Consider the following 20,696-nt stretch of genomic DNA (forward strand, 5'->3'; position numbering starts at 1 on the left):
CGCACCGTGGTGCGGGGAGCCGGGGGACGCGCCGGCAGCTCTGGCGGCACAGGCGACGGCGGACGCGGTCGACGTCGATGGCGCGCAGGCGGCGATCGCCGCCATGCAGGCGGGCAGTCCGCCGTGGCTCGCGCGCGAGCTGACCCGCTCGTGGGCGGCCCACGGAGCGTTCCTCGCGGCAGCGTTACGGGAGGCCGGTGCCTACCGAGGCCCGACGGTGACGGAGCTCGGCCGCGTCACGATGCCGACGGTGGTGATCGGAGCGCGCGGCGATGCCGTGCACCCCGAGGCGGTGGCCGCTGAGTGGGCAGCCGCGCTGCCCTCGGCGACGCACGTCACCGTCGACCTCGCGGAGCTGGGGACCGACGCGACCGCGCTGGGCCGGGCAGCCGTACAGGCGCTCGGATGGGACCCGCGCAGGTAGCGCTTACAGCCCCTGCTGCAGGCGGGACAGGGCCGAGCCGCGGGTCAACCGGTCCTGGTTGGGCTGGCGCAGCGCGGCGGGCGCCTGCGCAGCCGCAGCAGCGGCTGCCTCCGCCTGTTGCTGCGCGATGGTCGCCTGCAGGTGCGCGACGAGGTCGGCCGGGAGCTGGATGTCGAGGTGATCGCGAGCGGGCTGCGGATCGGTGCCGCGGCGGACCACGGTCTCCGCGAGCATCGTCCGGGCGATCTGTGCGGCCTGGTCCGCCATGCCCTCGGGGGCGGTGACCACGAACCGCACCATCCAGCGGGGACCGTCGACACCGATGAAGCGCACCACCGCACCGGGGCTGCGGCCCACGATCTCGCGGCCCCAGTGGCCGTCCTCGATGGTCACCTGCGCGCCGTTGCTCCGCAGGGAGTCGGCGATCTCGCCGACCACCTCGCGCCACAGGCCGCCCGACTTCGGCGCGGCGAACGCACCGGGCGTCACCCGTCCGACGGGGGTGTCGATGTGCACGCCGGCGGGGGCACCGTCGGGTCCCATCTCGACCTGCAGCTGCGCCTCGGGCGGAAGCGCCAACACGAGTGCGCCGAGATCGAGGCGCCCGTCGAGCAGTGTGGCCGTGTCCACGAGCTCGGCCAAGTCGTACGGGCCCTCGCCGCTACCCAGCGACTTGGTGGCGACGGTGGCGGGCGCCGGGGTGTGGACGACGCGCTCGGGCTGCCCGATCCCCGAATAGGGGTCGACACTCGACTTCGCCGACGTGGCGGCACCGGCCGGCTTGTGGGACTTGCGGCGACCGAAGGCCATGACGCTCCTTGACACTCGTGGGGTGGGCACGGGCCCCGTGCGGACCCGACCAGTCTAGGTGCCTGCCGGGTCGAGGCTCGCGTGCCCGCCGGTCGAGCCGTAACCGCCGGTCCCCCGGACGCTGTCGTCCAGGAACGGGACCTCCACCACGGCCGGCAGCTCCACCTGCTGTACCAGGAGCTGGGCGATGCGGTCGCCGCGCTTGATGTCCACGGCGGCGTCGGGGTCGGTGTTGATCAGGCACACCTTGATCTCGCCCCGGTAGCCCGCGTCGACGGTGCCGGGCGTGTTGACGATCGTCAGGCCGTGCTTGGCGGCCAGGCCGGAACGCGGGTGGATCAGCCCGACGGTGCCCTCGGGAAGCGCGATAGCGACGCCGGTGGGGATCAGGGTGCGGCGGCCGGGATCGATCCGGACCGAGATCGCGGAGTACAGGTCGATGCCGGCGTCGCCGGGGTGCGCGCGCTTCGGCAGGGGCAGGCCCCGGTCGAGGCGCAGCACGGGAATCTGACTCACCATGGGCAGCAGACTACGCTGGTCGCCGTGAGTTCGAACTACCGTGAGCGCCTGTACGTCCCTTGGTACTGGTGGCCCTGCGCAGGGGTCGCCGTCGCCTTGATCGGGTACGAGGTACAGCTCGCCGCCCGTGGCGCCGCGTGGGTCGCGGCGGTGTACGCGGCCCTCGCTGCGCTGTCCGTTGTGCTGCTGTGGTCGATGAGCCGCGCGACCGTCGAGGTGCGCGACGGCGAGGTGTGGGCGGGCAACGCGCACCTACCCGTCGAGTTGATCACCCGGGCCGCGGCGGTGCCGAAGAGCGCCAAGACCGCGGCCATGGGCCGTCAGCTCGACCCGGCCGCCTTCCTGTTCCACAAAGGCTGGGTCGGCACGCTGGTCGTGCTGGTCCTCGACGACCCCGAGGACCCCACGCCTTACTGGATGGTGTCCACTCGGCACCCGGAGAAGATCCTCGCGCACATCCCCACCGCGACCACGCTGGCCTGACCGCTCGACAGGCGTCGCCGTTCGCGACGACGCCTGTTCACATCGTCATGCGCAGTCGACGCAGATGAGCTCGTTACCGTTCTCGACGGCGAGCCGACTGCGGTGGTACACGAGGAAGCAGCTCGTACATGTGAACTCGTCGGCCTGCTTGGGCACGACCCGTACCGACAGTTCCTCGCCCGAGAGGTCGGCGCCGGGGAGTTCGAACGACTCCGCGGTCTCACTCTCGTCGACATCGACCGAACCCGACTGCGCCTCGTTGCGGCGCGCTTTCAGCTCTTCCAGTGAGTCCTCCGACATCTCGTCGGACTCGGTGCGACGCGGAGCGTCGTAATCAGTAGCCATAATTGATCCCCATCCCTTGCTGCGGCCGACGCGGCGACCCGAGATCGTCGGGTCCCGGTAGGCCATCGGTCCGCCGAGCGGCCCGTACTGTAGCTCATACCTTCCCGGATTCCAAGCGACACGCCCGGTTCCCCGGGTATGTCGACTGTCTCCACCGCCGCGAGCGCGCCCCGCATCGGGTTCCCACCCCGCGGCGCAGCGTGTAACGCGGCCGCACGGCGGTTGATTCCCCCGCGCCGTCACGCGTGGGAAGGGCCGGCGGTGGCGCCTCACGCGGCAAGTGCGGGACACGCCCTACACTGGCCGCGTGGTTTCCCAGATCACCGCCTTCGCTCATCGCCTCGACCGACAGGGGCAGCCGTGGCGGCGGCGCAATCCCTACCCGGTCCTGATCGTGGTGGTGGTGCTGGCCGTGGTCGGGATCATCATGTGGGGCGTGGCCCTCACCCGCCAGACGCAGGTCGCGGCACCGGTGTCGTGCCCCGCTCCCCCCGCGGCACAGCCCGCCGCAGCGGGCAAGCCGGCCACGAAGCCACCCGCGCGCTTCGAGGTGGTGTCTTCTGCCGACATGGTGCCGGTCCGGCCCGCGCCGCTGGCCAACACCACGGTCCGGGTACTCAACGCCTCGGACCAGAACGGTCTCGCCGAGACCATCATGGACAAGCTCAAGGACTACGGCTTCACCACACCTGGGACGGCCGGGTACGGCGACGACACCGTCTACCCCGCCAACGACATGGCCTGCCAGGCACAGATCCGGTTCGGAGACGCCGGCCGCGCCGCCGCTGCATCGGTGTGGATCGTCGCGCCGTGCGCACAGTTGATCGACGACGGGCGGCGCGACCAGAGTGTCGACCTGGTGCTCGGTACCTACTTCACCGACATCGACCCGTCCACGGACGCGCAGGAGGTGCTGCGCACGCTGCGTGCGAGCGCCGCCAGCGACGGTGACGGTGGCGCGAACCCCGCCCTCGTCGCCGCGGTCCACAACCAGACCTGCAGCTGATCCCGAACGCCGGGGACGGCGCGCTCAGAGCGCCTCGAGACCGCCGGCCGCCCGCAGGGCGTCGATGAGGGCCGTGGCCACGCCCGGCGCCGCGGCGAAAGTCAGGAACCCGTCCGCGCTGGTGCTGTCCGGGGCGGGCACCGTCACCATCGCACCCGCCTCGGCCGCGATCAATCCGCCCGCGGCCCAGTCCCACGGGCTGAGCCCGTGCTCGTAGTGCGCGTCGACTCGCCCCGCCGCGACCATGCACAGGTCGAGCGCCGCCGACCCCACCCGCCGCACGTCGCGCACCTGCGGCAGTAACTGCGCGAGCACAGCGGCCTGCCGGCGCCGCCGGGCCGCCTGGTAGCCGAATCCTGTCGCGACCAGGGCGAGGCCCAGGTCGGTGATCGGGTTCGCGGCCAACGTCCGGGGCTCCACGCCGGGCCGCAGCTCCCGGGCCCCACCGCCGCGGTGCGCGGAGTACACCGTGCCGCCGGCGATGTCGGCGACCGCACCCGCCACGGACACACCGTCGATCTGCGCCGCGACCGAGACCGCGTACGCCGGGATTCCATACAGGAAGTTCACCGTGCCGTCGATCGGATCGACCACCCAGCGGACATCACCCCGAGCCGGCACACCGCCCCCGTCGCCCTGCTCCTCCCCGAAAACGGGATCGCCCGGCCGCAGCTGCGAGAGGCGGGCACGCACGAACTCCTCGGTCTCGGTGTCGACGACGGTGACGGGGTCCGTGGGCGTCGATTTGGCCCGCACCGGGTCCTGGGCGGCCGAGCCGTCGGCCGTGTACGCGCCGACGCCGAACACTTCTGCACGGCGCAGACGGGCTCGATCGGAGGCCTCGCGGGCGACGGTGACGGCGATGTCCTCGAGCCGCGCGGGCTCTACCTGTCCGGCATAGGGATTCACGGGCCCCATCGCATCACAATCCACGGTAACTTGGCACCCGACCGGCGGTGCGGCAGGTTCGAGGCGCCGAGGGTGGGTCGGGCGGCAACACGCCGTTCGAGCGGGCAACTCACGACAGGGAGCGATGAGCGTCATGGGCGACAACCACGGATTCGGCGTCGACATCGGCGGTAGCGGGATCAAGGGCGGGATCGTGGACCTGGACACGGGTCACCTGGTCGGAGAGCGATTCAAGGTGCTCACGCCGCATCCCTCCACTCCGGGAGCGTGCGCCGGGGCGGTACGCGAGGTCGTGGACAACTTCGGCTGGACCGGCCCGGTGGGCGTGACGGTGCCCGCGGTCGTCACCAACGGCACGGTGCGCTCGGCGGCCAACATCGACCAGGGGTGGATCGGGACCGACGCGAACGCATTGTTCGCCGCAAGCCTGAACCGTCAGGTGACGGTCATCAACGACGCGGACGCTGCGGGACTCGCCGAGGACAAGTACGGCGCGGGCAACGACGTGAGCGGCGTGGTGATCCTGCTGACCCTGGGAACGGGGATCGGCTCCGCGCTGATCCACAAGGGCGTGCTGGTCCCCAACACCGAGCTCGGACACCTCGAGGTGGACGGCAAGGAGGCCGAGCACCGCGCCGCGAGCTCGGTCAAGGACGCGAAGGGCTGGACGTACGAGAAGTGGGCCGCGCAGCTCTCCCGCGTGATCCGGGAGTACGAGAAGCTGTTCTGGCCGGACCTGTTCATCGTGGGCGGCGGCATCAGCCGCAAGGCGGACAAATGGATCCCTATGCTCGAGGTGTCGACGCCCGTCGTGCCCGCGACGCTGCTCAACACGGCGGGAATCGTGGGCGCTGCGATGGCCGCTCAGGCCCAGGCGTGACACCCACCCGCGGCCGAATCGTTACAATGGTGGTCCCGGCGGCGCAACGCCGGGTCAAACCCCGGTCCTTGCTCACCGAGCGCGCGCCCACAGCCAGCGGATGCGACTGCGCTCCGGCGGGCCCCGGCCGGGTGCAGATTTCTCAGATCGGTACGAAAGGGCGTAAGTGGTAGCGACTGATACCGGTCCATCCGCACAGTTGGCGGGGAACGGCGCCGTAGGGACGGCTGCGCTCTCCGGCGCGGCTGCGACCTCGGGACAGGCGGCGCCGGTGGCGTCGGCCACGTCCGGGGCCGCCGCGGCGCCGGCGAAGAAGGCCCCCGCCAAGCGAGCCACCGCAGCCAAGAAGGCGCCGGCCAAGAAGGCAGCGGCTAAGAAGACGACGGCCAAGAAGGCCCCGGCTAAGAAGACGACGGCCAAGAAGGCCGCCGCCAAGAAGGCGACGTCGGCCGCGACCAAGGGCGAGGGCGACGAGGACGAGGTCGACGGCGAGCTGCTCGACGGCGAACCCGATCCCACGGACCTGTCCGAGGACGAGACGGATCTCGCGCTCGACGGCGACGACGACGTCGAGTCGCCGGAGCCGAAGGGCGCGGTCACCAAGCCGGCGCCGGCCGACACCGAAGAGGTCGAGGAGCCGTCCGAGAAGGACAAGGCGTCCGGCGACTTCGTGTGGGACGAGGAGGAGTCGGAGGCCCTGCGCCAGGCCCGCAAGGACGCCGAGCTCACCGCCTCGGCTGATTCGGTCCGCGCGTACCTCAAGCAGATCGGCAAGGTCGCGCTGCTCAACGCCGAGGAGGAGGTCGAGCTCGCCAAGCGGATCGAGGCCGGCCTCTACGCGGTACAGAAGATCAACGAGTGGGCCGAGCGCGGCGAGAAGCCGCCGATCGGCGTGCGTCGCGACATGAATTGGATCGCGCGCGACGGCAACCGTGCGAAGAACCACCTGCTCGAGGCGAACCTGCGCCTCGTCGTGTCGCTGGCCAAGCGCTACACGGGCCGCGGCATGGCGTTCCTGGACCTGATCCAGGAGGGCAACCTGGGCCTGATCCGCGCCGTCGAGAAGTTCGATTACACCAAGGGCTACAAGTTCTCCACGTACGCCACCTGGTGGATCCGGCAGGCGATCACCCGCGCGATGGCCGACCAGGCCCGCACCATCCGCATCCCGGTGCACATGGTGGAGGTCATCAACAAGCTCGGCCGCATCCAGCGCGAGCTACTCCAGGACCTGGGCCGCGAGCCCACCCCGGAGGAGCTGGCCAAGGAGATGGACATCACGCCCGAGAAGGTGCTGGAGATCCAGCAGTACGCGCGTGAGCCGATCTCGCTCGACCAGACCATCGGCGACGAGGGCGACAGCCAGCTCGGCGACTTCATCGAGGACTCCGAGGCCGTGGTCGCGGTGGACGCGGTGTCGTTCACGCTGTTGCAGGACCAGCTGCAGTCGGTCCTCGACACGCTGTCCGAGCGCGAGGCCGGTGTCGTCCGGCTGCGCTTCGGCCTCACCGACGGCCAGCCGCGCACCCTGGACGAGATCGGCCAGGTCTACGGCGTGACCCGCGAGCGGATCCGCCAGATCGAGTCGAAGACCATGTCCAAGCTGCGCCACCCCTCCCGCTCGCAGGTGCTCCGCGACTACCTGGACTAACCGCTCCGCGCTGGACTAACCGCTCCGCGACGTAGGGCCCCGACGGTGACCGTCGGGGCCCTAGCCGTCGGGGTTACAGGGAGATCAGCACGTAGGGCGTCACGCCGTCTGCCTCGGCGCCCGCGAACAGCGCGCGGATGGCCTCCGCCACGGCGAGCAACATCGCGGGCGGCCACTGACCGTAGAACTCCTCGATCCGCGACCACGGTTCTACTGCCGCAGCCAAGGTGTCGTGGTCGGCGGCGAGCAGGGCGTCGACGGTGCCGCGCGCGACGGTGACCACGAACATCGCGTCCGGCTCCCCCGCGATCCACCGCCCGCAGTCGGGCCGGCTGATCAGGTCGAGCGCCGCCGCATCGTCGAGGCCGAGCAGGATCGCCTCGAGGCCGGTCAGCTCGCTGACCGGGTCGGGTCCGAGCACCGGCGCGCCGGGAACGAACCCGACGTCCGTCGCCCCGCGCACCAGGCCCAAGCCGGTCTCCACGACCGCAGCGGCGGCACCGTCGTCCGCCGCCGCGAAGTACTCGTATCGCACGCCCACGCAAGCCCTTTCTGTTGCAACCCAGCGCGACCATAGCCGGTATCCCCGCCCCTCCCCCGAACAGACACCCCGGCACATAGGTTCGTGCTGCATTGTGGAGGGATGCCTTCGGAAGCACCGTCCGAGTTCGACATCGTCATCCGCCGTGGTCTGTGGTTCGACGGCACCGGCGGTGTACCGCGGATCGCAGACCTCGGCGTTCGGGACGGACGCGTCGCGACGGCGTCCGACACCCCGCTCGACGCTGCAGACTGCCCCGAGGTGATCGACGCAGCGGGCAGTTGGGTCCTGCCAGGTTTCATCGACATCCACACCCACTACGACGCGGAGGTCCTGCTCAACCCGGGACTCGACGAGTCCGTGCGCCACGGTGTGACCACGGTGGTGCTCGGCTGCTGCTCGATGTCCACTGTGTACTCGGGTCCCGAGGACGCCGCCGATCTGTTCAGCCGCGTCGAGGCCGTACCGCGCCAGCACGTCCTGCGCGCCCTCCACGAGGCCCCCGCCTGGGACGGCCCCGAGTCGTACGTGAAGGTGATCGACGCACTGCCACTGGGGCCCAACGTCGCGTCGTTCCTCGGCCACTCCGACCTGCGGGCCGCAGTGATGGGGTTGGGGCGGGCCACCGACACCTGGACGTTTCCCACACGCGCGGAACTCGACCGCATGGCGGAACTGCTCGACCGCGCGCTGGCGGCGGGGATGCTCGGCCTGTCCGGCATGGACTCCCCGATCGACAAGCTCGACGGTGACCGCTTCCGCTCCCGCGCGCTGCCGTCGACGTACGCACGGTGGCACGAGCGCTGGCGCCTCGTCTCGGTGCTGCGGAAGCGACACCGTGTCCTGCAGAGCGCGCCGAACATCAAGAACCCGCTCACCGCGGTGATGTTCTTCATGGCCTCCGGCACCAGGTTCCGGCGCCGCTCCGACGCGGTGCCGGTCACGCTGCTGGTGGCCGCCGACTCGAAGTCCGCGCCCGGTGCGCACCTGGTCATCCGGTACGCCGCCGCGCTGGGCAACGCCGTGTTCCGGTCTCGCGTGCGATTCCAACATCTGCCGGTGCCGTTCACCCTGTACTCGGACGGCATCGATCTACCCGTGTTCGAGGAGTTCGGCGCGGGCACGGCCGCGCTGCACCTGCGCGACCAGCTCGAGCGCAACCGGCTGCTCGCCGACGTCGCGTACCGGCGCAGGTTCCGCCGGGAGTTCGCGGTCAAACGACACATGCCGGGACTGTGGCACAAGGACTTCTATGACGCGCGGATCGTCGAGTGCCCGGACGCATCGATGATCGGCAAGAGTTTCGGGCAGATCGCCGAGGAGCGCGGCATCGAGCCACTCGACGCGTTCCTCGACGTGTTGGTCGAGAACGGCGAGCGTAGCGTCCGGTGGACGACGACGGTCGGCAATCATCGTCCCGCGGTCCTCGACCGGATCGCCCGCGACCCGAACGTGCACATGGGCTTCTCCGATGCCGGTGCCCACCTACGGAACATGGCGTTCTACAACTTCGGCCTGCGCTTCCTCAAACGGATGCTCGACGCCCAGAACGCGGGCGCGCCCGTCCTCTCGCTCACCGAGGCGGTGCACCGCCTCACCGGCGAGCTGGGGTCGTGGCTGGGACTCGACGTGGGGTATCTGCGCGTGGGCGACCGCGCCGACCTCGTGATCGTCGATCCCGCGGGATTGGACGACAGCGTCGACGCGTACCACGAGTCGACCGTCGACTTCTTCGGCGGGCTCTCCCGCATGGTGAACCGTAACGACGGCGCCGTCGTGGCCACCGCGATCGCCGGCCGGATCGTATTCCGCGGCGGGCGGTTCGTCGACGGCTACGGCGACTCGATGCAGACCGGGCGCTACCTCACACCCCGGCCGTCCGCGGGATAGCGCGGTCCGCCACCGTCATCGCCACCAACGCGCCGCCCAGTCCGACGATGACACAGGCTATGACGTGGAAGCCCGCGTCGGTGACGCGGGAGCCGAACGCGATGCCGATCAGGCTCGACGACGCGATCGCGCCGAAGTATGCGAACGTCCGGAACAGCCCCGCTGCGACACCCACCTGATCGGCAGGCGACTGCACGTACAGCGACGTCTGATTGGCGTAGCCGCTCAGCCCGTCCGCCACGCCGAGCAGCAGGGACATCAGCAGGAGCAGCGCGACGGGCGATCGGTGGTCCATGCCGAGCATCAGCGCGCCTGCGGCAGCGAACGCGCCCCCGGTACCCAGCAGCGGCCCCCGCACCCAGCCGTGGCTCGAATTCACCCGAGCCACCACGATGCTCAGCGCCGACAGCGGAACCAGCAGCAGCCCCACCTGCGCGGCGGTGTAACCCGCGGCGCCCTCCATCCACTGGCTCAGCCCGTACATCGCCAGGTAGTTCCCGAGCGAGCCGAGGGCCTGCCGCAGGTACGTCCGCACCAGCGGAGGGTGCGACGCGAGCATCCGCACGTCGATCAACGGCGACGACGCTCGCTGCTCCCAGGCGACGAGCGCGACCATCGCGCCGCAGGCCAGAACCGCTAACCACCAGACGGGGTGCCGCACACCGGAGACGAACAGCAGCAGTGCCACGACCGTCGCCGCGAACAGCGCGATACCGGGTATATCGACTGCCCGCAGCAGGCCCCCGATCCGCCCGCCGGCCACCACGGACGGACCGTCTCGGGGCACGCCGAACCAGACCAGCGGTAGCGCCACCGCGACCATCGGAACGTTGACGAAGAAGACCGCGCGCCAGCCGAACACACCTGTCAAGACGCCACCGATCGGGAGCCCGAGCACAGCGATCACCTGACCGGCGATGGCGAAATTCCCCAGCACCCGGTTCGGTACGCCCGTCCCGAACTTGTCGGCACGCCTGCGCACCAGGGCCATCGCGGTCGGGTACGCGGCGGATGTACCGATGCCGATCAGCGCGCGCGAGACCACCAGTAGCTCGAAAACCGGTGCGGTCGTTCCGATCACACCGCCCAGCAGCAGAATCAGCAGGCCCGCGACGAACACCCGCCGCTCCCCCAGCACCGCGGCCGCCTTGCCCATCGTGGGCTGCGCGACGGCGCAGCAGAGATACAGCACCGAGATCAGGGACGCGGCCGCGCCCGGCCCCCGGTGGAAGTCGGCGCCGATCCCCGCGAGCGCCGTGGCGAGCAGCGAGCTGTTGACCGGGTTGAGCACCACGCCCAACAACAGCGGAGCGGTGAACCTGGGGCGAAACGCGGCGTCCGTCACCGGCACGCACGGCCGGGCGCCGCCCCCGGCTCGCCACCGGCATCCGCAGTCGGTCGTGCCCGCCCTTCGACCCCGCCACCGAGGCCGCGGAAGCAGCGCACCGCGATCTGCGCGAGAGCGGGCTCGCCATCGGGGTCCGGCGAGGGTCCGCCGGCGGCCCACAGCTCGAAGGCGATCCGCACGGCGTGCGTGGCTGCGGCCGCGGTGAGGCGCGCAGGCTCGACGGCGAGTCCGCCGGTCTCGCGGAGCACCCGGGCCAACTCGAACTCGGAGTCGCAGTTGACGCGATACCAAACCGAGCGCAGCGCGGGATCGTCGGCGGCCGCGGCGACCACTCGACGAGCAAGCGTCAGGCCGGCCACCGTCGCGGGGTCGCCGGGCGCGAGCACGGCGGCGATCGCGGCCTCGATGGCGTCGGCCACCGGCAACCGGGACAGATTGTCCGCCAAGGCGTTCCGCCACAGCTGCCCGCCCACGTCGAGCAGCGGCGCCACCGCCTCCTCCTTGGTGCGGGCGTACCGGTAGAACGTGCGCGGCGCGACCCCGGCGGCCTGCGCGATGTCCTCGGCCGTCGTATCCCGCGATCCACGCGCGGCGAACAACTCGGCGGCCGCCTGGGCGATGTCCATCGCGGTCGCCCGACGACGCCGCTCCACGAGCGATGCATCCCTCTCGGACATTCGTGACAGTTTATGCCATATAGACGTATGCTGCCATCGATACAGAGAAGGGCGACATCATGGACTCCATCGTTCCCGGCCGTTACAACGGACGCCGAGCGCTCGTGACCGGCGGCGGCTCCGGCATCGGACAAGCCACCGTGCTACGACTGCTCGCCGAGGGCGGCTTCGTCGCCGCCGCCGATATCAGCGCGGATGGCCTCGCGGACACCGTCGCGAAGGCCGCATCCCTCGGCGCCGACGACGCCGCACGGCTGACCACGGTCGCACTCGACGTGGCCGACGAGGCCTTGGTCCGCACCGGCGTGGCCGAAGCACTCGCAGCACTCGGCGGGTTGGACGCGCTGGTCAATGCGGCCGGCATCCTGCGCTCCTCACACACTCACGAGACCACACTCGAGCAGTTCGAGACCGTGCTGCGGGTCAACCTGATCGGGACGTTCCTGGTGATCCGTGAATCGATTCCGGCTCTGCTGGGGGGCACCGATCCCGCTGTGGTCAACTTCAGCTCCACATCTGCCGCGTTCGCACACCCGTACATGGCCGCCTACGCGGCGAGCAAGGGCGGCATCCAGTCGATGACGCACGCCCTGGCCGCCGAGTATGCGAAGCAAGGCGTCCGCTTCACCGCGGTGCAACCGGGCTCGATCTCGTCCGGGATGACCGACGGCAGCGGCAAGAGCCGCCAGAGTGTCGGCCCCGGCTTCCCCGCCGACGCCGACCTGTCGCTGTTCGGCAAGCTTCTCCCCGCGATCGGCCAGGGCTTCGCCGGCCCGGAGACTGTCGCGAGCGTCGTCGCACTGCTGGCGAGCACCGACGGTGCCTTCATCACCGGCACCGAGATCCGCATCGACGGCGGCACCCACTTCTGAGCGGCAGAGACACGGAGCACACCGTAATCAGTCGGCTCATCGACCGATCGCAAGAGTGTCCGCGACGCTAGGCGGTGAGGCGCCCCCGGTATCGCCGACCGGCCCGCCGTAGACCGGCGCGGTGAGAGCCCCGCCGAACCAATGATGGCGCTCCACCCCCACGCCCGGCTCCGGCTCGCACGCGAGGCCGTTTCGACACCGGTCGATTCGTCTCAAGCTCGGGCCGGCCACCCCAGCCCCTGCACCAACCGCACGGCAGGCTCGACGACGCGGGCGGCTATCGGCCCGACCACCGCCATGATCAGCACGTATGTGGTCGCCAGAGCCGCGACGCGGCCGTCGACGGCGCCCGCCGCCACGGCGAGGCCCGCGATCACGATCGAGAACTCGCCACGCGCGACCAGCGCCGCGCCGGCGCGCGCTCGACCCATCCGCCGCACCCCCGCCCGGCTGGCGGCCCACCATCCGGTCGCCACCTTGGTCACCGTCGTCGCGGCGGCCAGCACGATCGCCCAGCCGAGCACCGGCGGGATCGCGCGCGGATCGGTGTTGAGCCCGAACACCACGAAGAACATGGCCGCGAACAGGTCGCGCAGCGGCTCCAGCAGGCGGGAAGCCGTATGCGCCGTCGAGCCCGAGATGGCGATGCCCAGCATGAACGCACCCACTGCTGCGGACACCTGCAGCGACGACGCCACACCCGCCACCAACAGAGCCGATCCGAGCAGCTTCAGCAGGAACACCTCGCGATCGTCGCTGTAGATCACCGCCGAGACCATGTGGCCCCAGCGCAGGGCCACCAACAGCACGACGCTGATCACAACCAGCGCAACGATCAGTGCCTGCAGGCCACCCCACAGGCCGACGCCGGCCAACACCGCGGTGAGGATCGGCAGGTACACCGCCATCGCGAGGTCCTCGAACACGAGGACCGACAGCACGACCGGCGTCTCACGGTTGCCGAGTCGGCCCAGATCGCTGAGCACCTTCGCCGCGATGCCGGACGACGAGATGTACGTGACGCCCGCGAGCACCAGGGCCCCGGTCGGGCCCCAGCCGAGAGCCAGGGCGACGACGGCGCCAGGCGTCGCGTTGAGCAGCAGGTCGAGCAGTCCGGCCAGCCAGGACCGGCGCAGGCCGGTCACCAGTTCCGGAGCGGTGTATTCGAGGCCCAGCATCAGCAACAGCAGCACCACGCCGATCTCGCTGGCGACATGACTGAACTCCGTGGCCTGCCCCAGCGGGATCACGCCGCCCCGCCCGAAGGCGAGGCCCCCGATCAGGTATAGCGGGATGGGCGACATGCCGATCCGGCCGGCGACACGCCCGAGGACGCCCAGGACGAAGAAGACACCTCCGAGTTCGAGCAGTGCCAGCGTGGTCTGGTCGGCGTGGAGGTTCACCCGTGCGTCAGGATCTTCGCCGCGGCGTCGAGACCGTCCGCGGTGCCGACGACGACGAGCAGATCGCCGGCGGTGAACAGGAACTCGGGGCCCGGTGACGGCTGCACCTGACCGGCGCGCATCACCGCGACGATGGACACCTTGGTCCGCGTCCGCATCTGCGTCTCGCCGAGGGTGCGGCCGTCGTAGGGCGAGCCCGCGGTGATCGGCATCTGCCTGGTGTTGATGCCCTCGAGGTCCCGGTGCTCCTCCCGCAGCTGGTTCACCAACTGCGGCGCACCGAGCAGGTTGGCGAGGACGCCCGCCTCCTCGTTCGACAGCGGGACCTGGGCCCGACAGGCATCGGGGTCGTCCGCCTCGGACAGGATCAGGTCGACGGTGCCGTCGCGGTGTGACACCACGCCGACCCGTCTGCCTGTGCTGAGCTCGAAGTCTTTCCGGACACCGATTCCGGGCAAAGGGGTCACATCGACGTTCACCCGGCCGAGCCTAGCCGCCCACCGTCCTTGAAACCGACATCTCGCCGAGTCCGCCACGATCAGGCCGAATGGCTCGTATCGACGGAATCGGGCTCCTACCGACCCGTGCCTACCGACCCGTGATCGTGGCGAGCGCGTACAGCGAGGCCTGTGTAGCGATATCAGCGTCCGGGCCGAAGCGCTCTGCCGACCCGAGCAGTTCCGCGGCGAGGCGCTGCGCACATTCTGCTGCGGGAGGTGTCTCGGTGAGCACGGCGATTCCTCGAATCACGTGACGTGCCCGGACCTCGTATCCCGCATCAGGCGCGGTGAACTCCCAGTCGCCCACTCGCAGAACGGTGCTCCGTGTCCGGTGCAGACGCCGCCCGCTCTCCACGGACTCGCACGCGACGCCGGGCACCTCGGCGAACGCGCGGAGCGCCGTCGCTCCGCCACCGGGTTGCCGCAACACCCCGGTGAGGATCGTCGTCGCCGCCGCCTGATCGTATCGGTCCATCTCGCCCGCGCCTCGATCAGAAGCCGAGCACCGGGTCGGGGGTCACGGGATTCGGTTCGCCGACCCGCCGCACCGCGGTGCCGGAGACGTAGAACTCCATGGTGTGCTCCCCCCAGATCCACTCCGAGGCCTCGAAGGTCACTCCGACGACCCCGGTGGCGCGGTCCCGCTCGGCCTCGGCCTGCATGCGCGACATCGCGATCTCGCGGGCGTCGTAATACGCCTGCGTCCACTGCGGCATCTCGATGTTCCGCCCCATCTGCCCGAGCGTCTGGACGAAGCCCTGGGCTGCTACGTGATACACGCAGTTGCCGAGCACGAAGGCGACCGGCGCGTATCCTGTCCGGGCGAGCTTGTACATGTCCTGACCCGAGAGGTGCGACGAGAAGGCGTGTCCGTCGGGTCGACGGAAACGGCCCGGCTGCGCGACGAACCGCACCGCAGTACCGACGGCGATGAACTCGATGTGCTCCGGGGAGGCTCCGTGGCGTCGCCACTGCAGCCGCACCCCGACGATCCCGTCGGCCTGTAGGCTGTCGGCCTCCGCCTGCATACGCGACATCGCGTTCTCGCGCGCCGTGTACATGGCGCCGGTCAGAACGCCGAGTTCCTCACTCTGCTGGCGCCGCTGCGGCTGCCAACCGATGTGGTAGACGGACGTTCCCATGACGAGACCCAGGGGCTCGAATCCCGCGGTCTCGAGCAGGACGAACTCGTCGACCGTGAGGTCGGACGTGAAGACCTTGCCGGCCTCCGCCAATCGCGCGGTCGCGACCGGATCCAACGGTGAATTCATCAACAGCCCTCTCGACGGCTCGCACTCTTCGGATGAAGCGGTGTCAGTATCCATGCAGCGCCCAGCCTGCTGGTGAAGGATCACCAAAGGCCGAGACGGCACAGCCGCGTGTCCACACTCGCGTGGTACTCGCCTTCGAGGAGCTCCTCGCCCCGTATAGGTGCAGGTGGCAGGTGCAGGTGGCAAGTGGCAGGTGAGCGCCCGAGATTCCGCGACCGTCGATGCGGATCGCCGTTCCCGACCGCGGAACGACCTCCCCGTATCGAAGGGTGAACGCCGCGTCGGATTCGGCTCGGGCCCATCGGATAGCAGTTGCCGTGCCGTCAGCGGGATCACGTTGTGGACGGTGCCGGCAGGCGCGGCGCCACCGAACGAACACGCGAACCGTCAGGCCACCGGACGCTCGCCGATCACCGATGCGCGCTCCATGATCCGCACGTACGGGAAGTAGTCGCTGGTGGCATAGTGCTGCACGCCGCGGTTGTCCCAGAAGGCGACGGTATCGGGCTCCCAGTGCAAGCGTGCCTGGTGCTCGGGGTAGTCGGCCTGCCGGCACAACTGCTCCAACAGCGGGCGACTCTCCTCGGCGGTCATCCCCTCGAACCGATCGGTGAAGATCCGGTTGACGTACAGGTGCCGGCGACCGGTCACGGCATGCGTGCACACGACCGGGTGCACGACCGACGGGTGCGCAGCCCGCATCGCCGCCTGCTCGTCGGCACTGCGCCCCAGTCCGAAGGCACGGGTGAAGTCGTGCACCGCCGACAGCCCTTCGATCCGTGCCTTGAGGTCGTCACCGAGCGACTCGTATGCCGCGTACATGTCGGAGAAGAGCGTGTCACCGCCCACATCGGGCACCGAGATCGCATGCAGCACAGCGCCCATCGACGGTCGATCACTCCATGTGACGTCGTGATGCCAGGTGTTCTCGAAGCCGGCCATGTCGGCTCCCTTGGCGAACCGCACCAGCTCGGGACGCTCACCGTTCGCAGGCAGCGCCGGATGGACGTCGAGTTCGCCGAACCGGCTGGCGAAGGCCACGTGGCCATCCGGCGTCAGCGGCTGGTCGCGGAAGAAGAGCACCTTGTACTCGAAGAGGGCGCGTCGGATCTCGTCGATCACGTCGTCTGGCAGTTCGGCGCCGAGCTCGATGCCGCGGACCTCCGCGCCCAGGGTCGCGCTCACGGGGCGGACGTCGAAGTTCTGCCACCGGAGCGCGGCGAGCCGGTCCCGCTCGGCGGTCAGATGCAGGAACGGCCCCACCATCAGGTCGTACCCCGGCAGCCGCGCCGCCCTCGGGGTGAACCGCGGGGCGGCGATCGCGCCTGTCGACATCGTCTCGGTCATCTTCAGCCTCCAGCCCGTTTGGTGTAGTCACTCGACTACACCGTGGCGGACGCTAGTGTAGCCATGTGACTACAGATCCGTCGAGGACCGCCCCGGGAGATCCGGCAGATCGAGCATCCGGTACCGACCCGGGCCCCGTCGGGCGGGACGCGGTCATCGCCGCCGTGACGGCCGCGGCGACCGATCTGTTCGCCGAGCGCGGCCCGGCTGCGACATCGATCCGCCAGATCGCCGACCGCGCCGGAGTCAATCAGGGGCTCGTCTTCCGCCACCTCGGTACCAAGGATCAGGTTGTCGGCGCCGTCCTCGACAGCCTCAGCGCGCAGTGGGTGGACGGGCTCCCGCCGGGCACGGCCGCCCGCACGGACCCGCGGCTACGCCGCCAACTCACCGTCATCGCGCGCTGCAGCCTCGACGGCTACCCTGTCGGCCGCATGCAGCAGCGCTTCCCCGGGATGGAGGTCCTCCTGCGGCAGGCTGCTACGACGCACCCCGATCCGCGCGCCGCGGCCCTGGCCACCGCGCACAGCGTCGCGCTGGGGTTGGGGTGGTTGATGTTCGAGTCGTTCTTGCTCGGCGCGACGGGTCTGACGGAACTCTCCGGGGACGAACTCACCCGCGCGGTCGACCTCGAGGTGCGTCGAATCCTCTACGACTCCGTGTGACGCTCCGGCCAGTCCGACGGGGCGTTTGGTCAGCCCCGACCACGCTCGGATGGTCGGCGCCCGCACCTGCCGTGGCCTCGGCTAGAGCGGCTAGAGCCCCGTCGCAGGCCGGGTCACTCGCCGTGGGCGATGGCGCGGTGCACCTCGAGCGTCGCGACGGCCGCGCGAGCCGCCTCCGCACCCTTCTGCACGAAGTGCCGGGTGAAGTACTCGACATGCTCGGCGTGCTCGTGGAAGTGGTGTGGCGTGAGCACCACCGAGAACACGGGCACATCGGTATCCAGTTGCACACGCATCAGACCGTCGATCACGGCCGTCTCGACGAACTCGTGCCGGTAGATTCCACCGTCCACCACCAGCGCGGCAGCGACGATGCCGGCATACCGACCGGTTCGCGCGAGCCGCTTGGCGACCAGCGGGATCTCGAATGCCCCGGGGACCTCGAAGAAGTCCAGCCGATCCGTTGCGTAGCCGAGCCGCCCGATCTGGTCGGTGAACCCCACGCGCGCCTGGTCGACGACGTTGCGATGCCACGTCGCCTGCACGAACGCGATCTTCCCGGCTGTGTCACTCATACAGTCAACTTAGCGCCTGACTCCCGCGCGTCGGTGAGTACCGCCCCCGCAGTGCCCGCTCGGCGTACCCGGTCTGGAACAGCCCGCGCCGCTGCAGGATCGGCACCAGCGGTCGCGCGATCCCGGCACTCGCCTCGGCCGAGGTGACCGCCCGAGAGGGCTGAGCGAACCCGGTCGAGAACGCTCCGACCCGAGCCCGTCCACAGATCGCGGCCGAGATTCGCGGGTATCGAGACACCGCGCCTCTATGCTTGCCCACCTGTCATCTCGGGTCTCGATTCGGTTGCAGCGCAGCGTCTTCGGAGAAGCTGCGGCCTGCGATCCGATCATCGAGATTCGATCAGACAGATTCGATCAGACAGATTCGATCACGCCGATCGGATCGCGCGGCGACAAGTATCACAGGACGCTGCTCGCCACGAGGGCCGTGGACCAGGCGGCGGGCCGGCGCCAGGCGGCACCGCCCGGTTGCACGCGCGCAACATCCGACAGACCGACACCGAAACGGAGCGCTATGAGCTCGGAGTTCCTCTGGTACATCCCCAATACCGTCGAGCCCGGTCACCGGGGCGACGACACCGCCGCCGGGTGGGGGACTCTCGAATACTCGGCAGAGCTCGCCCTCGCCGCTGAGGCCCACGGGTGGGGCGGCGCCCTGATCGGCACCGGTTGGGGCCGGCCGGATACCTTCACCGTGGCCGCTTCCCTGGCGGCGGTGACCACCACGTTCAAGCCGCTCATCGCGATCCGCCCGGGCTATTGGCAGCCCGCGCACTTCGCGAGCGCGGCCGCCACCCTGGATCAGCTCAGCCGCGGCCGGGTACTGGTGAACATCGTCAGCGGGCAGGACCATCTCGCCGCCTACGGTGACGGCAATGCTGATCCCGCCCAGCGGTACGCCCGCACCCGCGAGTTCCTCCAGCTGGTCCGTCGCCTGTGGACCGACGAGGACGTCAGCTACCACGGCGAACACTTCCGGGTCGACGGGTCGACACTGGCGTCGCGCCCCTACCCCGTCGACGGTAGACCACACCCGACGCTCTACTTCGGCGGCGCCTCCGAGGCGGCCGAGCGAGTATCCGCGGCCGAGGCCGACGTTCAGCTGTTCTGGGGCGAACCGCTGGACGACCTCGCCGCCCGGATCGCGCGACTCGAGTCGCTCACCCGGTCGCTCGGCCGCGAGCACGCGCCGCTGGAATACGGGCTCCGCATCACCTCCGTCGTGCGCGATACGTCGGAACAGGCGTGGCAGGCGGCCGAAGCGCGGGTCGCGCAGATGGCCGCCGACGCCGGCAGCGAGGACCACTTCATCGGTGACCGTAGGAAGGCAGTGGGGCAACAGCGGCTGCTCGATCTCGCAGCGCGCGGCGAGGTGCTCGACTCGTGCCTCTACACCGCGCCCGGCCGGGTGGGTGGGGGCGGCGCCGGCACCACCTGGCTGGTGGGCTCGGCGGACGAGGTGGCCACGGCACTGGCGAGGTACCGGGACCTGGGCATCACCCACTTCGTGCTCTCGGACACGCCGTACCGACGCGAGGTCGCCCGCGTCGGGGACGAACTGCTGCACCGGCTTCGGCAGCCCGCGTGACTCAGGACGCTTCGAAGAACCCGCGTGGGACGTCCACGAGCATGGTGTCGATCTGCTCCTGTGTCACGCCGCGTTCGAGCACGTACGGGAACACGTCCTCGAACACGTGCGTGTAGTGCCACTGGGGCAGGGCCGGCATGAGACTCGGTTCGACCCAGTCGATGTAGCACGCCGCATCCTGCGACAGCACCATCCGGTCGGCGTAGCCCCGTCGCACCATCTCGATCAGCGTGTCGGCGCGGGCCTCGAAGGTGGTCTCGAGGTTGATCCCGAACCGGTCCATACCGAGCACGAAGCCGGCGTCCGCCAGCGCCGCGAGGTGACCGCAGTCGGTGCTGTCGCCGCTGTGCCCCAACACGATCCGCGACGGGTCGACGCCCTCCTCGTCGCACATCACGCGCTTCACGTGCCACCCGGCCTCGCTGCCGGGATGCGTGTGCACCGTGATCGGCGTGCCGGTCATCAGGTGCGCCTTGGCCACCGCGCGCATCACCCGCTCGACACCGCCGGTCGGTCCCTGGTGATCGATCGCGCACTTGAGCATTCCGGCCTTCACCGAGGTACCGGATATCCCCTCGGTGATGTCGCGGACGAACATGTCCACCATGGGATCCGGCACCGCGGGCCCCAACGCGGGGCCGCGGTACATGAAGAAGTTCGGCGCGTCCACGTACGTGTAGATGCCCGTAGCCGCGACGATGTTCACCGGCACCTGGGACGCGACCCGTTCGATGCGCGGGACGTACCGCCCGAGGCCCGCCACCGTCGGGTCGACGATGGTGCGGACCCCGGCGTGGTACGCCTTCCGCAGCTTGCCCACGGCGTCGGCGACGCGATCCTCCTCGGATCCCCACTCGTCCGGGTAATTCTGCTGGATGTCCGGCGTCAGCACGAAGATGTGCTCGTGCATCAGGGTGATGCCGAGGTCGCCGGAGTCGACGGTGCCACCCACGGTCTGGATCGTGCTCATCGACGAGCCTCTTCCTTCCGGT

The 20,696-nt window shown here is 70.1% G+C and carries 22 protein-coding genes and 1 pseudogene; 9 read left to right on the forward strand and 14 right to left on the reverse strand.

Going from position 1 to position 20,696, the window contains the following annotated elements:
• A pseudogene (locus ABD908_RS03435) lies at window positions 1-424 on the forward strand (alpha/beta hydrolase); the annotation flags it as partial.
• A gap of 3 nt (window positions 425-427) precedes the next feature.
• On the opposite strand, the gene ABD908_RS03440 reads toward ABD908_RS03435, so the two are convergent.
• Together ABD908_RS03440 and dut are read right to left on the reverse strand one after the other, a co-directional pair.
• Window positions 428-1,234, reverse strand: coding sequence for a DUF3710 domain-containing protein (locus ABD908_RS03440; RefSeq protein ID WP_344990893.1), 807 nt, complete (start codon window positions 1,232-1,234; stop codon window positions 428-430).
• Between the two features lie 54 nt (window positions 1,235-1,288).
• Window positions 1,289-1,753 carry a dUTP diphosphatase gene (gene dut / locus ABD908_RS03445; protein WP_344990896.1) on the reverse strand — a complete coding sequence of 155 codons (465 nt, stop codon included), beginning with the start codon at window positions 1,751-1,753 and terminating at the stop codon, window positions 1,289-1,291.
• A 24-nt stretch (window positions 1,754-1,777) separates the two neighbouring features.
• On the opposite strand from dut, the gene ABD908_RS03450 reads away from it, so the two are divergent.
• Window positions 1,778-2,236 carry a DUF3093 domain-containing protein gene (locus ABD908_RS03450; RefSeq protein WP_344990899.1) on the forward strand — a complete coding sequence of 153 codons (459 nt, stop codon included), beginning with the start codon at window positions 1,778-1,780 and terminating at the stop codon, window positions 2,234-2,236.
• A 45-nt stretch (window positions 2,237-2,281) separates the two neighbouring features.
• Here the strand turns inward: ABD908_RS03450 and ABD908_RS03455 are convergent, their stop codons facing one another.
• Window positions 2,282-2,581: a DUF4193 domain-containing protein gene (locus tag ABD908_RS03455; protein ID WP_344990902.1), complete on the reverse strand. Its 300-nt coding sequence runs from the start codon at window positions 2,579-2,581 to the stop codon at window positions 2,282-2,284.
• Window positions 2,582-2,888: 307 nt separating this feature from the next.
• On the opposite strand from ABD908_RS03455, the gene cei reads away from it, so the two are divergent.
• Window positions 2,889-3,587, forward strand: coding sequence for an envelope integrity protein Cei (gene cei, locus ABD908_RS03460; RefSeq protein ID WP_344990905.1), 699 nt, complete (start codon window positions 2,889-2,891; stop codon window positions 3,585-3,587).
• A 24-nt stretch (window positions 3,588-3,611) separates the two neighbouring features.
• Here the strand turns inward: cei and ABD908_RS03465 are convergent, their stop codons facing one another.
• Window positions 3,612-4,505 carry an inositol monophosphatase family protein gene (locus tag ABD908_RS03465; RefSeq protein ID WP_385921333.1) on the reverse strand — a complete coding sequence of 298 codons (894 nt, stop codon included), beginning with the start codon at window positions 4,503-4,505 and terminating at the stop codon, window positions 3,612-3,614.
• A 124-nt stretch (window positions 4,506-4,629) separates the two neighbouring features.
• Here ABD908_RS03465 and ppgK point away from each other — a divergent pair, with 124 nt between their 5' ends.
• Together ppgK and ABD908_RS03475 are read left to right on the forward strand one after the other, a co-directional pair.
• Entirely contained in the window at window positions 4,630-5,376 is a 747-nt protein-coding gene (ppgK, locus tag ABD908_RS03470) for a polyphosphate--glucose phosphotransferase (protein ID WP_344991162.1), read from the forward strand.
• Between the two features lie 199 nt (window positions 5,377-5,575).
• Window positions 5,576-7,027, forward strand: coding sequence for an RNA polymerase sigma factor (locus tag ABD908_RS03475; protein ID WP_385921336.1), 1,452 nt, complete (start codon window positions 5,576-5,578; stop codon window positions 7,025-7,027).
• Between the two features lie 73 nt (window positions 7,028-7,100).
• On the opposite strand, the gene ABD908_RS03480 is transcribed toward ABD908_RS03475, so the two are convergent.
• Window positions 7,101-7,568 carry a hypothetical protein gene (locus ABD908_RS03480; protein ID WP_344990915.1) on the reverse strand — a complete coding sequence of 156 codons (468 nt, stop codon included), beginning with the start codon at window positions 7,566-7,568 and terminating at the stop codon, window positions 7,101-7,103.
• Between the two features lie 102 nt (window positions 7,569-7,670).
• On the opposite strand from ABD908_RS03480, the gene ABD908_RS03485 reads away from it, so the two are divergent.
• Window positions 7,671-9,458 (forward strand): N-acyl-D-amino-acid deacylase family protein, encoded by a 1,788-nt coding sequence (locus ABD908_RS03485; RefSeq protein WP_344990918.1) that lies wholly within the window; start codon window positions 7,671-7,673, stop codon window positions 9,456-9,458.
• Here the strand turns inward: ABD908_RS03485 and ABD908_RS03490 are convergent.
• Window positions 9,433-10,803: an MFS transporter gene (locus ABD908_RS03490; RefSeq protein WP_344990920.1), complete on the reverse strand. Its 1,371-nt coding sequence runs from the start codon at window positions 10,801-10,803 to the stop codon at window positions 9,433-9,435. The genes ABD908_RS03485 and ABD908_RS03490 overlap by 26 nt on opposite strands.
• Window positions 10,800-11,483 carry a TetR family transcriptional regulator gene (locus tag ABD908_RS03495; RefSeq protein ID WP_344990923.1) on the reverse strand — a complete coding sequence of 228 codons (684 nt, stop codon included), beginning with the start codon at window positions 11,481-11,483 and terminating at the stop codon, window positions 10,800-10,802. The genes ABD908_RS03490 and ABD908_RS03495 overlap by 4 nt, the downstream gene beginning before the upstream one ends.
• 59 nt (window positions 11,484-11,542) lie before the next feature.
• On the opposite strand from ABD908_RS03495, the gene ABD908_RS03500 reads away from it, so the two are divergent.
• Window positions 11,543-12,355, forward strand: coding sequence for an SDR family NAD(P)-dependent oxidoreductase (locus tag ABD908_RS03500; protein WP_344990926.1), 813 nt, complete (start codon window positions 11,543-11,545; stop codon window positions 12,353-12,355).
• A 212-nt stretch (window positions 12,356-12,567) separates the two neighbouring features.
• On the opposite strand, the gene ABD908_RS03505 is transcribed toward ABD908_RS03500, so the two are convergent.
• The 5 genes from ABD908_RS03505 to ABD908_RS03525 form a co-directional block, all read right to left on the reverse strand.
• A complete protein-coding gene (locus ABD908_RS03505; protein WP_344990928.1) occupies window positions 12,568-13,758 on the reverse strand; it encodes a cation:proton antiporter in 1,191 nt (396 codons plus the stop codon).
• The gene (locus ABD908_RS03510) at window positions 13,755-14,237 is read right to left on the reverse strand and encodes a cation:proton antiporter regulatory subunit (RefSeq protein ID WP_344990931.1); all 483 of its coding nucleotides are present in this window, start codon (window positions 14,235-14,237) and stop codon (window positions 13,755-13,757) included. The genes ABD908_RS03505 and ABD908_RS03510 overlap by 4 nt, the downstream gene beginning before the upstream one ends.
• 109 nt (window positions 14,238-14,346) lie before the next feature.
• Window positions 14,347-14,733, reverse strand: a complete 387-nt coding sequence (locus ABD908_RS03515) for a DUF5073 family protein (protein WP_344990934.1) — start codon at window positions 14,731-14,733, stop codon at window positions 14,347-14,349.
• 16 nt (window positions 14,734-14,749) lie between these two features.
• Window positions 14,750-15,532: a heavy metal-binding domain-containing protein gene (locus ABD908_RS03520; RefSeq protein WP_344990937.1), complete on the reverse strand. Its 783-nt coding sequence runs from the start codon at window positions 15,530-15,532 to the stop codon at window positions 14,750-14,752.
• Window positions 15,533-15,916: 384 nt separating this feature from the next.
• Window positions 15,917-16,876: a TauD/TfdA dioxygenase family protein gene (locus ABD908_RS03525; protein WP_344990940.1), complete on the reverse strand. Its 960-nt coding sequence runs from the start codon at window positions 16,874-16,876 to the stop codon at window positions 15,917-15,919.
• 155 nt (window positions 16,877-17,031) lie between these two features.
• Here ABD908_RS03525 and ABD908_RS03530 point away from each other — a divergent pair, with 155 nt between their 5' ends.
• Window positions 17,032-17,541 carry a TetR/AcrR family transcriptional regulator gene (locus tag ABD908_RS03530; protein ID WP_344991165.1) on the forward strand — a complete coding sequence of 170 codons (510 nt, stop codon included), beginning with the start codon at window positions 17,032-17,034 and terminating at the stop codon, window positions 17,539-17,541.
• Window positions 17,542-17,654: 113 nt separating this feature from the next.
• Here ABD908_RS03530 and ABD908_RS03535 read toward each other — a convergent pair whose 3' ends face one another.
• Complete coding sequence (locus ABD908_RS03535) at window positions 17,655-18,116, reverse strand: 6,7-dimethyl-8-ribityllumazine synthase (protein ID WP_344990942.1); 462 nt, start codon at window positions 18,114-18,116, stop codon at window positions 17,655-17,657.
• 514 nt (window positions 18,117-18,630) lie between these two features.
• Between ABD908_RS03535 and ABD908_RS03540 the strand changes: the two genes are divergently transcribed.
• A complete protein-coding gene (locus ABD908_RS03540; RefSeq protein ID WP_344990945.1) occupies window positions 18,631-19,704 on the forward strand; it encodes an LLM class flavin-dependent oxidoreductase in 1,074 nt (357 codons plus the stop codon).
• Window position 19,705: 1 nt separating this feature from the next.
• Here ABD908_RS03540 and ABD908_RS03545 read toward each other — a convergent pair whose 3' ends face one another.
• On the reverse strand, window positions 19,706-20,674 hold the full coding sequence (locus ABD908_RS03545; protein WP_344990948.1) for a phosphotriesterase family protein: 969 nt from the start codon (window positions 20,672-20,674) through the stop codon (window positions 19,706-19,708).
• Window positions 20,675-20,696 lie beyond the last annotated feature (22 nt).

The organism is Tsukamurella soli, from assembly GCF_039541155.1.
In the GTDB taxonomy this organism is placed as follows: domain Bacteria; phylum Actinomycetota; class Actinomycetes; order Mycobacteriales; family Mycobacteriaceae; genus Tsukamurella; species Tsukamurella soli.

Coding starts and splice junctions, on each gene's coding strand:
- ABD908_RS03535 (WP_344990942.1), bottom strand. CDS start 18,116: ATGAGTGACACAGCCGGGAAGATCGCGTTCGTGCAGGCGACGTGGCAT.
- ABD908_RS03540 (WP_344990945.1), top strand. CDS start 18,631: ATGAGCTCGGAGTTCCTCTGGTACATCCCCAATACCGTCGAGCCCGGT.
- ABD908_RS03485 (WP_344990918.1), top strand. CDS start 7,671: ATGCCTTCGGAAGCACCGTCCGAGTTCGACATCGTCATCCGCCGTGGT.
- ABD908_RS03465 (WP_385921333.1), bottom strand. CDS start 4,505: ATGGGGCCCGTGAATCCCTATGCCGGACAGGTAGAGCCCGCGCGGCTC.
- ABD908_RS03495 (WP_344990923.1), bottom strand. CDS start 11,483: ATGTCCGAGAGGGATGCATCGCTCGTGGAGCGGCGTCGTCGGGCGACC.
- ABD908_RS03515 (WP_344990934.1), bottom strand. CDS start 14,733: ATGGACCGATACGATCAGGCGGCGGCGACGACGATCCTCACCGGGGTG.
- dut (WP_344990896.1), bottom strand. CDS start 1,753: ATGGTGAGTCAGATTCCCGTGCTGCGCCTCGACCGGGGCCTGCCCCTG.
- ABD908_RS03545 (WP_344990948.1), bottom strand. CDS start 20,674: ATGAGCACGATCCAGACCGTGGGTGGCACCGTCGACTCCGGCGACCTC.
- ABD908_RS03455 (WP_344990902.1), bottom strand. CDS start 2,581: ATGGCTACTGATTACGACGCTCCGCGTCGCACCGAGTCCGACGAGATG.
- ppgK (WP_344991162.1), top strand. CDS start 4,630: ATGGGCGACAACCACGGATTCGGCGTCGACATCGGCGGTAGCGGGATC.
- ABD908_RS03500 (WP_344990926.1), top strand. CDS start 11,543: ATGGACTCCATCGTTCCCGGCCGTTACAACGGACGCCGAGCGCTCGTG.
- ABD908_RS03440 (WP_344990893.1), bottom strand. CDS start 1,234: ATGGCCTTCGGTCGCCGCAAGTCCCACAAGCCGGCCGGTGCCGCCACG.
- ABD908_RS03525 (WP_344990940.1), bottom strand. CDS start 16,876: ATGACCGAGACGATGTCGACAGGCGCGATCGCCGCCCCGCGGTTCACC.